Here is a 14,759-nt window from a genome sequence, read left to right on the forward strand (position 1 = left end):
ATCAGCAGAATCAGCAGAATCAGCAGAATCAGCAGAATCAGCAGAATCAGCAGAAGAGTGACAAGCAACAGCAGCAATCACAAGGCTCTAACGATAAAAAACAGAGCCAAGATAACAGCCAGCAGTCACAACAAAACCAAGATCAGCAAAAATCATCAGATAACAAACAATCTAATGATAAGCAGTCTTCACAATCGAAACAAAATGACCAAAAGCAGGATCAGAACAACACGAGTAAACAGCAACAAGGTCAGTCTGATAAACATCAAGGAAAAGATCAGCAGCAATCTCAACAGGCAAATAGTGATAAACAATCACAGCCAGAAAAAGAGAAAACAGCCAAGCAAAAAGCGGCTGAACAACAAAGTGCTGATGAAAGTGCAAAACAAGCTGCAAAGCAACAGCAACAGCAACAGCAACAGCAACAGCAAGCAGAGGAAAAGTCAGCCACTAAGTCAGAACAAGATAAAAACAAAGAAGCAAATAACAACAATCAAGTACGAATGAGTGATCAGGCAGCAAAAGATGGGGATGTGCTTTCAGCCAGTAACCCTATTTTGAAGAAATTGGAACAAGTACCTGATGACACCAGTGGTTTGATCCGAGCTCAATTAATTTTGCAAGCGCAGCAGAAAGAAGCGCAACAAAAAACTGAGAACTCATGGTAATAGGACAATGAATAGATTTATGAATAAATTATTTTTTGGCAAAAAAGTAACGACACCATTGTTGTACATTGCTTTGTTTTTCAGTGCGCTACTATCAACCCAAGCGATGGCGGCACAAGCTGAAGCAACAGTGTCTAAAAATATTGTTGGGGTTAATGAGGTTTTTCAATTAACGGTTGCTGTCGATGATAGTGTAAATACCAACTCACTTGATCTTGCGCCATTAAGTCCTGATTTTGCTTATGGTCGCCCTAGCGTAAGTAGCGGCACTTCGATGATTAATGGAGTTATCTCACGTAATACTAGCTGGACAGTAGCACTCGCTGCAACCAAGGTTGGTACTCTTACGATCCCTGCGTTTCAAATTGGTAGCTCAAAAACCGAACCAATAACAATTACTGTTTTAAAAAGCAGTAAACAAAAACAGGCAGCCAACGCTAACCAGTCATCAATTTCAATTGAAGGTATTAACGATAAATCAACCATCTATGTGGGTGAATCAATTAATTATCGGGTGCGTATCTTAATTGGTGAGCAAATGGATCAAGCGAGTTTAGCACCACCGTATGGTGATGGACTAACAGCAACGCAAGTTGGGCAAGATGCGCAAAACGAAGTTGTTCAAAATGGACGCCGCTATATTGTAATCACCCGCAATTACCAGATCACAGCAGATAAACCAGGAAATATTACCTTACATGGTGCGAAATTCAGCGGTAGCGTGATCAAAGGGAGTCGTGGCTTCGGTTCAACATTAACAGTGCCAGTGGATAAAACAGCAAAAAATATTGAACTTACAATTAAAGCAAAACCAAGTAACTATAAAGGCTTATGGCTACCAACCTCTGATTTGCAACTCAATCAAGTATGGCAACCATCAGTCAATGGTAAAAAAACCGTGGATGCAAAAGTAGGCGAGCCTATTACGCGTATTTTAACCTTACGTATTAAAAATATTGCCCAAAGTAATATGCCGAATATCAGCTTAACCTATCCAACATCGGTAAGAAGTTATGATGAGAAACCTGAATATTCAGAAGGGAATGGCTATACAACAATGACATTAAAGCAAGTCATCATTCCTCGAGAAACAGGCACTATTGAATTACCTGCTGTTAGTATTAATTGGTGGAATACCCAACAAGAAAAACAGCAAACAACTAAAGTTGATGGGCTAACATTAAATGTAACGGTAGATCCCAATGCAAGCAGTACAATTACGCCACCAGCATTAACAGCACCATCCGTTGTTACGCCTCCAAATAACGCCAATGTTAACAATGCGCATAGCAATGTAGCACAACATGACTACTGGCAATGGGCGACAGCAGTGTTTGCTTTACTTTGGTTAATAACACTAGGGCTATTAATTAAAGCACGTAAGGCGCAACCTACATCAAATAACGAAATCGTTCTTCAATCAGGAACAACGAATGTAGAGCAAGCGTTGAAACAAGCAATTACAAAACGTGAAGCTGTACAAATTCAAACTTACTACCAGCAATGGAAACAGCAGCAGCATGAGAAACTCTCTGCCAACCCAGAGTTAGCAGAAAAATTAGATAATGCTGTCGCTGAAATTATGGCATCAACTTATAGTCAAGATCGCCAGCAATGGAATGATAAACGTATTATGCAATTGCTTGATCAAGCGCAGCAACTGAAAGCAACAGCAGCACGTGCATCATCTCTTTCAGACTTAGATCCTAAATAAATATATTCATTAAATAGCGACCTCAAAAACCTCTGTTACAGATATAAATGCTGTAGCAGAGGTTTTATTTTCTTACATATTAAAATATTTAATCCTTTCTGTTTTTTTGCATTTTCATCAAGATTGGCATGACCACATAACATTCATTAACACACATCATACATTCACTGCTATTTAACGTTATCAAACAAGCTGTTTGTATGCCGACCCATCCTGTTTTGATAAAAAAATGTTAAATATAACGTTATATTTATGTTGGTTAAAACCTTATAAAAAGATAACTGGCTATTTCAAACAGATCCTGTTAAAAAATGTTTCAGACGCAAAATAAAAAGCTATTCACAGAATATAAAATGCAGGATGTTATATGAGTCAATCACAACCTTTTTTAGCCAGAGTGGCCAATGGTAGTTTAGTTATACAAATTATGGTCGGTATTGTTGCTGGCGTATTACTTGCAACACTATCACCATCATCAGCGATGAGTGTTGGTTTTCTGGGTGGGTTATTTGTTGCAGCGCTAAAAGCCGTTGCTCCTATTCTTGTTTTCATTTTGGTTGCTTCATCTATTGCCAACCAAAAGAAAGGCACACATACCAACATGAAGCCAATTATCGTGTTGTATTTATTTGGCACTTTAATGGCGGCATTTACTGCTGTCGCGATGAGCTTTCTTTTCCCGACCACTTTAACGCTTGTTGCTAATTCCAATTCAATTGCTCCACCGGAAGGCATTGCAGAAGTCATTAGCTCACTGCTATTTAAGATTGTTGATAACCCCGTTCATGCGCTTATGAACGGTAATTTTATTGGTATTTTAGCATGGGCTGTAGCACTTGGTTTTGCTCTTCACCAAGCAAGCGATGCAACAAAACAAGTTTTCCATGATATGTCAAATGGCGTCACACTCATTGTTCGCTTTATTATTCGTTTAGCACCTATCGGTATTTTTGGCTTAGTCTCTGAAACCTTTGCTAAAACAGGCTTTGCTGCATTGGCGGGATATGCTCACTTACTGGGTGTACTATTAGGCTCAATGGCGATCCTTGCTTTTGTCATTAACCCAATCATCGTTTATGTAAAAACAGCTGAAAATCCTTACCCACTTGTTTTCCGCTGTGTACGTGAAAGTGGTATTACTGCTTTCTTTACCCGTAGTTCTGCTGCCAACATTCCAGTAAATATGAAACTTTGTAAAGATCTTAACCTGCATGAAGATACTTACTCTGTTTCTATACCACTGGGCGCTACCATCAATATGGGAGGAGCTGCAATCACCATTACTGTATTAACTCTTGCTGCCGTTCATACCTTAGGCATTGAAGTTGATTTAGCGACAGCCGTTTTACTGAGTGTTGTTGCTGCGGTTTCAGCTTGTGGTGCATCAGGTGTTGCCGGTGGTTCACTACTATTGATCCCTCTAGCTTCAAGCTTATTTGGTATCCCGAGTGAAGTAGCAATGCAAGTTGTTGCTGTTGGCTTTATTATTGGTGTGATTCAAGATTCAGCAGAGACAGCGTTAAACAGTTCAACTGATGTGGTATTTACCGCAGCAGCCTGTAAAGCAGCAGAAAGAAAAGAAGCGAAGGCGAAATTACAAAACTCATAATTACGTCTTATATGCTTAAACCGAATTATGGGTGAAAATGCGGCGATATCATTCTATTTATAGAGATTATGATATCGCCGCTTTTTTATCACTATACTTAACTTAGTTATACTTAACTTAATAAACGTTAGTTGCTTTGCGGATCGCATTCGATGACTTATTGATGAGCCCATTCACCGCTTTGCGTTTTTGATTACGTACTTTTTTCTCTACCCGCTTTTCTACATAAGTACCATCTTGAATTTCGCTGATCGCACGCTGGGTATTATCGACTTTATTCTGACCATTACGGATCGAATTCTGCGTTCCATGAATCGTATTTTGTACTTTATTTAACGAGTTATCGACACGATTTAAACCTTGGATTAGCGAATCAGCATGTGCACTTGAAAGAGTCAATAATGCAGCTACGGGGATTAAAGTAAGGTAACGCTTATACATTCATCTATTCCTTTTAACATATTGAATTTATTACACCTATCAATAGTAGCAACAGAGATTAATATTTCAGACTAAAATGAAATAATAAAAAAAATCGACTATTGATTATTCCTGAAATGGACACCATCCACTTTCATATAACTTTAAAATCAATAAGTTAAACGTTAATAATTGGTTACATTTTAATAAGTAGAACTGATGATAATGATTGATTTTTTTAGTTGGTAACACCTTGTCTTTGCCCGATAAAATCTTCTGACAGCGACAGACGTTAACCAACGTCAAAGCATATTTAGTACAGAGGGAGACAAGACATGGCGCAGTATTCTTCCCATGCCGATATCTATACGATAGCAAGATCAGCCTTAACCAAAGCCAGTAAAAAACTGGCTGATGACGGCTTTGATACAGATCTTTATTGTATCGATGGTCGTATTCGTTTGGTCATTGATAACAACCGACATCAACCTTATGAGTACGCATTACAGCTTCATAAAAATACCGATAATGAACAAATTCATCTTGAGGTAATGATTAAAAATAATCAGCAATCATATTTAGTTGATGGGCTTTCTGAGCCTGAATTAATTGCTGACATTTTATCGCAATACAAACGGTATCGTGCTTAATAGCATCAATAAACATAGATAACTCAGCGTTATCTATGTTTATTTCTAGTTATTCTTTCTCTATTTATCACTTTACACGACCCGCTTTTATCTATTCCTAATTTCTTGTCGCAAAAACATTCAACCCTATTTTTTTACAGCCACTATGCTTTTATCATTGCCTTCTGCAATCAACTACGCATGCTGCGTTTCATAGCTAGGTAGGTGTCGATGGTTGATAGTATCAATACGATGATTTTCGAGCTGTGCGCGATTGTGATTAGCGCTGCGGCGTTAGGAAGTTTGTTTCTTTTCGCCAAGCAACCCATCATCATCGCATATATCGTCGCAGGAATTATTATTGGGCCTTATGGGCTTGGTATGATCAATAATGCTGAAGCGATTACCCAAATGGGACATATCGGTGTCATTTTATTACTTTTTTTACTTGGTCTAAACTTACAACCTCAACGCTTGCTGCGCCTTTTTCGTGAAAGTGCCCTTATCACACTTTGTTGCAGCCTATTTTTCTTCATTTGCACATTTCTTTTTGCACTCATCATTCAACTTCCTTTCAAAGATGCCATTATCACAGCGGCTGCAATGATGTTCTCCAGCACCGTTATTGGTCTTAAGTTAATACCCACGACAACACTTCACCACCAGAAAATGGGAGAAATCATGACCAGTATCTTGTTAATTCAAGATATTTTAGCCATTACCGTTTTATTACTACTTAATATCGATACAGAGCAGCGTATCGACCTTGCTATCCTATTGATATTTGCCAAGCTTCTAATCGTTATTGTTAGCGCTTACTTCGCAGTAAAGTTTATTCTGCTTCCGCTAATGAGAAAATTTGATGTTATTCAAGAATACAGCTTTGTCGCAACCCTCGCGTGGTGTTTCTGTTGGGCTGAAATCAGTCATCGTATTGGTTTATCCTATGAAACAGGGGCATTTATCGCGGGTACCTTGTTAGCTGTCAGCCCTATTTCCAATGTTATTTCTATCCATTTAAAACCATTAAGAGAGTTTTTTTTAATCCTGTTCTTTTTCTCTATTGGCGCGAACATTAATTTACTCGCAAGTGATATCTATACTTTATGGGGTGTTTTATTTGGTATCACATTAGTACGACTCAAAGCGTGGGGATTTTATCGAGCGCTTATCATTTCAAACACAAAATCACCTATAAACAAAGAGTTAAGTGCACGATTAAGCCAAGCCAGCGAGTTTTCTTTATTACTGGCTTACACCGCAATCGCTAATGGGTTGATCTCAGCGCAAGGAAAGACATTTATTCAAATTGTAACACTAACAACATTTATTCTATCAACTTATTGGATTGTGACTCGTTATCCTACCCCCATATCAAATGTTAATACCCTACGCCAAGACTAAAAAAGCCAGCCTCTTTGACAAAAAGAAAGCTGGCTTAATGTATTTTGTAAGTAATTACTTACATTGACCACACATAAAATAGCTGCGATTTCATGCGAATAATGATCCCACGTACTACATCCAAAAACCCTAGGAAACTAATCGGTTTTTCTGCGCTGATCCAACCGATACCGACCGATCCAACAGGAATATCATAACCTTCCGTTTCAAGAACTTTCAGACGAACAAAGTGGTGTTTATTTGCCATGTTCGCCCCCGTTGTTTGACGCACATTGGTTTCTCGACCAATCAAATTGCCTTGTGATTCGCCTGTTGCTTCGACAATACCTTCAACCTCAGCTGTAAATACCTTTCCCGGATAAACTGCGGTTGAAAATTCAGCCATTTGTCCTGCTTTTACATTACGAATAGCCTGATGATTAACACGCATTAAGACATATTTTTCGTTAGTATACATTTGCATACGAGGTACTGAGCCGACAAACTGCCCTTCACGCATAATAAAGTTTGTTACATAGCCATCAGCAGGCGCATACACTTTGGTATGATCTAAATCCCATTGTGCTTTCGCTACGTTTTCATGCTGTGTATCGACATCAACTTCACGACTATTAACCGCTAAACGTGACTTTTCTAATGCCAACCTCGCTTGTTTAACTGATATTTTTGCTTTTTCAATTTGTGAAGCAAGCATCACCTTTTGTGACTTAGCAACTTCAACCGCTGTCCGTTGCTCGTCCAATTTACTTTGTGTAATCGTATGCTGTACGACTTTATTTTGCTTAATGTAGCGATTAAGCATTGCTTGCTTCAATTTATAATCTTCATTTGCTGCAACAAGCTGATTTTTGGCGATCTCTATATCTTTATCTGCCGCGTGATAACTTGCTTCTGCCATATCAACATCTTCTTTAGCGATATCTAAAGCCACTTCTGCTGATGCTAAACTTGCTTGCGCTTTATTTAGTGCAATACGATAGGGTTCAGTATCAAGCTCATACACTAAATCCCCTTCTTTCACCTGGCTATTCGGCGAAACATGAATAGCTTTAACATGACCATTAATTGTAGTTGCTGCAGGTCTTAACTGAATATGAGGAGACTGCACTAATGAACCACCAGATAAATCCATTGGCGCATACGTGATTAACCCGTACCATACAAAAACTAACCAGCTACCACCACCAATATACGCAAAAGCTTTCGTAAATTTATTCCATGGCATACCCACTAAACGAAGCAGATAAATAAATAATGCCCATACAGCTAAACCTTCAAGCATTCGTCTGCTCCTCTTTTTTTGATGGCGCTAAAGACGAATCATTATCTACAGCGTTATTTGTTGTATTCGGATGATCACTATGCCAGATATCACGTAATCGTCTCAGTGCTTGCTCTCCATCAACGAAGGCAATGATCACCGCAAGTACCCACACCCAATGCCAGATGAATCCTATCCATGTTAACGCCGTTATTAATCCTATTTGGTGATGTTGATTACTCGATGCTTTGTGGATAGGTAACTCATGCAATTTCCAAAAGCCAATACCAATCGCTGCAATCGTGCCTAACATGACCACTCCCGCAACAATATGTAATGCTGTATCTACACTCGTGCCTGAAAAAGGCATACTAAATAAACTCATTAAGTTCTCCGACCAACTCAGTAATTATTTTTATTCAACAGTTAGTTGTTATTAAGTGAATCAATTGTGAGTGTTTTTTAGCTTGCAGTAACAAATATGGTCTAAATAAATCAAATAGTGTCTTTATTTGATACATTCTATCCAAAGCAAATCTTTTTATTAGGATATAAACATGTTAGACATCGCTTTTATCAGAACTCTCTTTATCAAACCTCTCGATGGCGCAATCCAAAAACACTATGGCCTATCCTTCCAACAACTTGAAATTCCAGACTTATTGCTTCAAGAGACCATGTCACTCATTCCTTTTAACGATTACCTATCTTGGCTAGAACGTATTGAATACCTCTGCAATGATCCTGCTTACATGGTAAAAGTTGCTGAAGAGATAACGTTTAAGAATATGGGTGGATTTGGAGAATGGTATTTGAGCTGTCCTGATTTACCATTAGCACTACGGCGGATCAACTATGGCTTATCATCTTTACAAAGTGGGGCGTCTTACCACAGTGAACTATCAGGAAATATATTAAAATGGACTTATGACAATTCTTATTCTCAAGGGCGAGGAGGACGTCATGATAATTTACGAGTGGCTGTACTATTTACTCAAACAATACGTGAATACATGGGTAATGATTTTACCCCTTTAAAAATCCAAATTAATGCCTCTGAAATTCATGATCCTGCTATTAATGCGTATTTTCAATGCCCAATAAGCTGGAATGCACCATCCACCCAAGTATGGTTACCGATTGCTATATTAGAGCAATCGAATAACCGTCCTCTTACGTTCACAAAACCCATGCTAATGTCGAATTTGCAGCTTGATGATTTTTTGAACATGCCACAGCCAACTGATACTGCAAAACTAATGTTTGAACTGATCAACTATTCACGCTATTACCATTATCCTAATCTTGATTTTATTGCTCAGCGTTTAGCCTTATCTAAACAACAATTACAGCGTCGCTTGCATCATTTTGGGTGGACATTTACTGATACCACGAACTATGTATTGTGTAATGTTGCTATAAAATATATGCAACAAGAATTACCTATCAATAAAATTGCAGCGAATTTAAGCTATAAAAATGTCCAGAGCTTTAACAAAGCTTTTCAGAGAAATCGGGGAGTAACTCCCATCCAATATCAGCAGCGTTTACTAGAAAAGCAATCGCAGTAAATAGCAGATATAAAAAAACGTTAAATAACTTAGTTATTTAACGTTTTATTGTATTTTCTTCATTCACTTTTAAGCGACAGCTTGAGCGACTAGACCTGCGTCATCAGCTGTAACATTAATGACTTTCTCTCTGATGGTCGACATTAACACAATAGGCCCCATCATATTCACACGCAACGGTGTTCCGCCTAAACCATAGTGTAATTCAGAAGAATCAGATGATGAGTAGTTATATTTGTAGTTAAACTTATCGCATGCCATATGCAACAAATCAAAATCTTTACGATGGCAAGAAATATAAGCACGCCAATACATTGCATCAATGATCTCTTCAGGCTGCTCAGCCCGAATGATGAAACGCCAACTGCCGTCTTCCCCATAAAAATCGAGAGGAAAAACTTTCCTTACCTTTCTTTTCTTCAACAAATTAAACCTTCCCACAACCCTTCGTAGAAAAAGATAGCTTAATGAACCAGCTACCTTCTAAGAATAGCTTCTCATTTTAAAGATACGAATTATTTTAAATTTTATTTTTATAAGTTCTAACTATGCAGGAAATTATGCAAAGATTTAGCAATAATGGAAGCGAAAAGTTTATAAAAAGCACTATTTTGATAGAAAATCAGATTACCTTTATCTTAATTTATCTTCACAAATACACATTTATTTACATTTATAGGGTTGTTTTTGAAAATTTGCTTCCTATAATATTGAAAACCGGAGCGTCTGCCAACGCTCCGGTTTTTTTGTGCGCGCTCATAAGGCGAAAATGTTTACCTGCCAGTAAAGATTTCGTTGAGCGGCATTCGATAAGATAAGTTTAAGGAATAACCATGCGTATCGAACAAGACTTGAAATTGGGTTTTAAAGATGTACTGTTTCGTCCAAAACGTTCAACCTTAAAAAGTCGCTCTCAAGTTGAATTAACTCGCGATTTTACATTCAAACATAGTGGTCGTCAATGGTCTGGTGTACCCATTATTGCTGCAAACATGGACTCTGTTGGTAGCTTTGAAATGGTTAAGTCTTTATCAAAACACAATGTGATGACAGCGGTTCATAAACACTACACTGTTGATCAATGGGCTGACTTTATTAACAGCAACGACGCCTCTGTTCTGAACAACGCCATGGTTTCTACTGGCACTTCTGACGCTGATTTCCAAAAAACCAAAGACATCATGGCAATGACAGATGATTTAATCTTCATTTGTATTGATATTGCTAATGGTTACTCTGAACACCTTGTTGAGTATGTTGAAAAAGTACGTGCTGAGTTTCCAGATAAAGTGATCAGTGCTGGTAACGTAGTTACAGGTGATATGGTTGAAGAACTAATTCTTGCAGGTGCCGACATTGTGAAAGTAGGTATTGGCCCAGGTTCAGTATGTACCACTCGCGTAAAAACCGGTGTAGGGTATCCTCAACTGTCAGCCATCATTGAGTGTGCAGATGCTGCACACGGCCTAGGTGGTCGTATCATTGGTGACGGTGGTTGTTCATGTGCTGGCGACGTATCAAAAGCGTTTGGTGGCGGTGCTGATTTCGTTATGCTTGGTGGTATGTTAGCTGCGCACGATGAAAGTGGCGGTGAAGTTATCGAACAAGATGGCAAGACCTTCATGAAGTTCTATGGCATGTCGAGCCAAAGTGCAATGGACAAGCACTCGGGTGGTGTAGCGAAGTACCGTGCAGCAGAAGGTAAAACAGTACTGCTTCCTTACCGTGGCCCTGTTGAAAATACAATCCAAGATATTATGGGTGGTGTTCGCTCAACATGTACTTATGTTGGCGCTGCACAGCTTAAAGAGCTAACTAAGCGTACGACATTTATTCGAGTACAAGAGCAAGAAAACAACGTATATGGTAAAGAGTAAGTTCTTGATTAAAAATTAAAAAATCGAACATCATCACTTAATATAGCCTTTTTCTTTGCGGTTTCCGTGTTTGAAAAAGGCTTTTATTCATTGCCAATACTTCCTTATTACTAGTTCAATATGTCATTGGTAGGCTAGAATGCACCTCTCAGCAGTATAAATAAAAACCAATCACATACCTCTTAATTAAAATCCAAGCGTAATTTTCCTTAATCAACGCTGAATAAGCTATTTACCTAACTTATCTTAGCGCAAATCTAATGTTGCAATAGCGAAAGTTGAAGTCCTAGAAGGTCAGGCGTAACATGCGCACACCATTATTTGAGAGGACACCGCTTTGAACACTCCCAGTCGATACTGGAATGAGATTTTTCCTCGTTAATCTGTCCTCCCCTGCTTTTGCGTGTGAGTTGACAATGTTTAACTGTCAGCATGCGCAGCCCTACTGGTCACGGCTTCTGTTTAAATCTTATTCCACCAGTTTGTATTGGTAGAAGCTCTATTTTCTAGCTTCAAATTGTGTTTTAAAGTGCTGTTAATATCGTCACCACTCGTGGAGATATAAAACATGCTGAACGCATTTAAATTAAACGACTTCCGTTTACAACGTTTGGATTTAGAAGATCAAGATCCAATCTCATCAGCATTATGGGTTGATCTCATCGAGCCTAATGAAACAGAACGTAACCGTGTTCAACGAGAACTCGGACAAGGTCTTGCTACACGCCCAGAGCTAGAAGATATTGAATCTAGTGCGCGTTTTTTTGAAGATGAAGATGGTCTTCATATTCACTCATTCTTCTATTATGAAGATGCTGAAGATTACGCTAATAACTCAACAGTGGCTTTTACTATCCGTGATGGTCGCTTATTTACCTTACGTGAGCGTGAGTTACCAGCATTTCGTCTTTACCGAATGCGAGCACGTACTCAACATTTACAACAAGGTAGTGCTTATGAGTTGCTATTAGATTTATTTGAAACAAAAATCGAGCAACTGGCTGATGTTATTGAAGACATTTACAGCGCGTTAGAGTCAATTGGTAAAGTAATTTTAGGTGGCAAACCGGGCGAGCACTTTGACAAGGCCTTATCTAATCTAGCAGAGCAAGAAGATGCAGGCTGGAAAATTCGTTTATGTCTTATGGATACTCAGCGCGCATTAAGCTTTTTAGTCAGAAAAGCGCGTTTACCTGCAAGTGAGTTAGAACAAGCACGCGAAGTGTTACGCGATATTGAATCTCTATTGCCTTACAATGAATCGCTATTCCAAAAGGTTAATTTCCTGATGGATGCTGCAATGGGTTTTATTAATATTGAGCAAAACCGAATCATTAAGATATTCTCGGTAGTATCAGTAATATTCCTTCCACCAACCTTGGTTGCGTCTAGCTATGGTATGAACTTTAAGTTTATGCCAGAACTGCATTGGGAATTCGGTTACCCCTATGCGCTAATGGTAATGGTACTCGCAGGTTTTGCACCTTATCTATATTTTAAACGCAAAGGCTGGTTGTAATACCTCTCTTTGGTAGTGCTTTTTGTTAAGTAAAAAAGCCCACAGCAGATATTAATCGTCACTATGGGCTTTATTATTTCCTTTTTGTATCCTAGTTAGTTAGAGATAATGTCACCATTCACATCCGTTGCTTGTACGTTGAAATTATCTTCAACACACAGCTCATAATCGCCAGCAGTCCATGCACTGTAAGCGGTTTGATAACCCACTAACTTACATTTAAAGCTAGCATTACTTGGAGTATTCGCATCCCAGCTCCAATCTTTGTCCCAGTACACTTCTAGTGCACCAGCACCGCTGGTATTAAACGGTTTCATATCAGCACAATCTAACTTCTCACCTGAAATATCAAGATTTAAGTAATTAGTGATTTCTTTATAGTAAGCAATACGTGCTTTGGCTTGTGGGGTTGTCGATCCTTTTGTACATTCAAAGGCACCATTAATGATTTGAATAGTAGCGCCAAAGCCATGCTCAATACCATTGGCTTTGTCTGCCGCATTTGGCTGCCACGTACCATCAATAACATGTAACATGCTTGGTTTGGGTGGTTGTGGATACACATAAAAGAAGACAGCAGAAGCGAGATTCAACCATGTATCAGCCACCAGCTCTGGCTTTTCTAACAGCACCATTTTGTCGCCAAACATAGCCTCAGAGAAGGGGCCGTAGTTATAGTTCCAGCTTAACTGTTTCGCCCCTCGTCCAAAGTAACTCTTATTTGCACAAGGCCAGCGTTCGCCAGCCCAACCCGTACATTTATTGTAAGGGCCTGTGGTATCACTTTCTGACTTATTAATTTCACGCACATAATACAAACCTTGACGCCACTCAGGATTACCTAACGCACCTTCCCAGTTAGGTGCATGCGCCCCCGTTTCTTGTACAAAATGAGCAAACATAGTGGCAAGTGAGCGTTTACAGATCGCTAAAGAATCACGACCGTCATTATAGGTACGGCAAAACGCAGGGAATTTTGCAATCGCTTGAAGGAAACGATTATAGGTATAGGCTTGATTGCGGATCGGGAACAAGAACTCCCATAATGCTTCATCTACAATAGACTCTGCACGTTTTACGTTTTCAGGGTTCGCAGCACGTAATGGTAATACCGCTTCTACTGATACGTTATCTAACGTTACAGTATCTGAACGTACAAGATCGAATAATTCACCACTGGTTAGGCTTTGTTCAATTGCAATAAACTCAGCACGTGGGATTAAGTATCCTCCGTTACCATCAGAGGTCACTGTCATAGTTGTTGGTACATCAATAACCGGACAATCTTCAACCTTCGTTGCCGTTGTTCCATCAGGGCACGTCACTGGTGTAACGGGGCACAGTGCAATATTGTCAACTTGACTACCATCTTCACAAACCACTTTTTCAGGCGGACAAAGATCGACAGAATCTGCGGTACTTCCATCAGAACATACAACAGGCGGAACAACTGGGCACTCATCAGCCGTTGCAGCACTACTGCCGTCAGGACAATCAATCGGTGGTATCACACATTGATTTTCAATTAATACTTCAGGTAACTCACAAGTAATTGGGGGCTCAACAGTGCCACAACTTGTTTGAGCCCAAAACCATGAACTGGCTTTTGGCGCTTCCCATACGCCTGGGTTATTTTGAGCAATAAAGCACTGTTGTTGATAAGAAACAATATCACCATTAGCAACACGAGTTTCACCTAAGACAAAAGCGGGAATATCAGAAGGAATATCTGTTGTTGGTGGCTCAGGCTCAGGCTCAGGCTCAGGCTCAGTAACGGGAGGGTCTACAACAGGAGGTGTGACAGGCGGTTCAACTGCACCATCATTCGAACAGGTTACCTGATCCCAAAACCATGAACCTGATTTAGGTACTTCCCAAGTTCCTGGACTATTTTTTGCGGTGTAACATTCACCTTGAAAAAACACCGTGTCGCCATTAGTGACTTTCGTAACACCAAGTTCAAAGGGGATTTCTTGAGCAAAAGCATGGGTAGCAACTAGCCCCATTGCAGCAGATAGGTATAAAGCAATCGAAGCGACTTTATTTGCTGGTTTAACTCTCAGCATTTTTATCATCCTTGATTTTAA

At 39.3% G+C, this 14,759-nt stretch carries 12 protein-coding genes and 1 pseudogene; 8 read left to right on the forward strand and 5 right to left on the reverse strand.

Annotation, left to right across the window (positions count from 1 at the left end):
- The 3 genes and pseudogenes from I3259_RS16105 to sstT all read left to right on the forward strand — a co-directional run.
- Nucleotides 1–668: pseudogene (locus I3259_RS16105) on the forward strand (hypothetical protein); the annotation flags it as partial.
- Between the two features lie 19 nt (nt 669–687).
- Nucleotides 688–2,382: a BatD family protein gene (locus tag I3259_RS16110; protein ID WP_238030651.1), complete on the forward strand. Its 1,695-nt coding sequence runs from the start codon at nt 688–690 to the stop codon at nt 2,380–2,382.
- Between the two features lie 367 nt (nt 2,383–2,749).
- A complete protein-coding gene (sstT, locus tag I3259_RS16115) occupies nt 2,750–3,991 on the forward strand; it encodes a serine/threonine transporter SstT (RefSeq protein ID WP_238030653.1) in 1,242 nt (413 codons plus the stop codon).
- Between the two features lie 117 nt (nt 3,992–4,108).
- Here the strand turns inward: sstT and I3259_RS16120 are convergent, their stop codons facing one another.
- Nucleotides 4,109–4,432, reverse strand: a complete 324-nt coding sequence (locus I3259_RS16120; RefSeq protein ID WP_238030655.1) for a hypothetical protein — start codon at nt 4,430–4,432, stop codon at nt 4,109–4,111.
- Nucleotides 4,433–4,746: 314 nt separating this feature from the next.
- Here I3259_RS16120 and I3259_RS16125 point away from each other — a divergent pair, with 314 nt between their 5' ends.
- Together I3259_RS16125 and I3259_RS16130 are read left to right on the forward strand one after the other, a co-directional pair.
- On the forward strand, nt 4,747–5,061 hold the full coding sequence (locus I3259_RS16125; RefSeq protein ID WP_105061871.1) for a hypothetical protein: 315 nt from the start codon (nt 4,747–4,749) through the stop codon (nt 5,059–5,061).
- A gap of 210 nt (nt 5,062–5,271) precedes the next feature.
- Nucleotides 5,272–6,444, forward strand: a complete 1,173-nt coding sequence (locus tag I3259_RS16130; protein WP_238030657.1) for a cation:proton antiporter — start codon at nt 5,272–5,274, stop codon at nt 6,442–6,444.
- A gap of 58 nt (nt 6,445–6,502) precedes the next feature.
- Here I3259_RS16130 and I3259_RS16135 read toward each other — a convergent pair whose 3' ends face one another.
- A complete protein-coding gene (locus tag I3259_RS16135) occupies nt 6,503–7,726 on the reverse strand; it encodes a biotin/lipoyl-binding protein (protein WP_238030660.1) in 1,224 nt (407 codons plus the stop codon).
- Nucleotides 7,719–8,090, reverse strand: coding sequence for an MFS transporter (locus tag I3259_RS16140; RefSeq protein WP_238030662.1), 372 nt, complete (start codon nt 8,088–8,090; stop codon nt 7,719–7,721). The genes I3259_RS16135 and I3259_RS16140 overlap by 8 nt, the downstream gene beginning before the upstream one ends.
- A 172-nt stretch (nt 8,091–8,262) precedes the next feature.
- Between I3259_RS16140 and I3259_RS16145 the strand changes: the two genes are divergently transcribed.
- Nucleotides 8,263–9,276, forward strand: a complete 1,014-nt coding sequence (locus I3259_RS16145) for an AraC family transcriptional regulator (RefSeq protein ID WP_238030664.1) — start codon at nt 8,263–8,265, stop codon at nt 9,274–9,276.
- 69 nt (nt 9,277–9,345) lie between these two features.
- Here I3259_RS16145 and I3259_RS16150 read toward each other — a convergent pair whose 3' ends face one another.
- Nucleotides 9,346–9,699: a hypothetical protein gene (locus tag I3259_RS16150; protein ID WP_238030666.1), complete on the reverse strand. Its 354-nt coding sequence runs from the start codon at nt 9,697–9,699 to the stop codon at nt 9,346–9,348.
- Nucleotides 9,700–10,109: 410 nt separating this feature from the next.
- On the opposite strand from I3259_RS16150, the gene I3259_RS16155 reads away from it, so the two are divergent.
- Both I3259_RS16155 and corA read left to right on the forward strand, forming a co-directional pair.
- The gene (locus I3259_RS16155) at nt 10,110–11,153 is read left to right on the forward strand and encodes a GMP reductase (protein ID WP_238030668.1); all 1,044 of its coding nucleotides are present in this window, start codon (nt 10,110–10,112) and stop codon (nt 11,151–11,153) included.
- Nucleotides 11,154–11,721: 568 nt separating this feature from the next.
- Entirely contained in the window at nt 11,722–12,672 is a 951-nt protein-coding gene (gene corA / locus I3259_RS16160; protein WP_238030670.1) for a magnesium/cobalt transporter CorA, read from the forward strand.
- A gap of 95 nt (nt 12,673–12,767) precedes the next feature.
- Here the strand turns inward: corA and I3259_RS16165 are convergent, their stop codons facing one another.
- On the reverse strand, nt 12,768–14,738 hold the full coding sequence (locus I3259_RS16165) for a chitinase (RefSeq protein ID WP_238030672.1): 1,971 nt from the start codon (nt 14,736–14,738) through the stop codon (nt 12,768–12,770).
- Nucleotides 14,739–14,759 lie beyond the last annotated feature (21 nt).

Origin of the sequence: Photobacterium sp. Ph5 (assembly GCF_022129445.1) — a bacterium.
In the GTDB taxonomy this organism is placed as follows: domain Bacteria; phylum Pseudomonadota; class Gammaproteobacteria; order Enterobacterales; family Vibrionaceae; genus Photobacterium.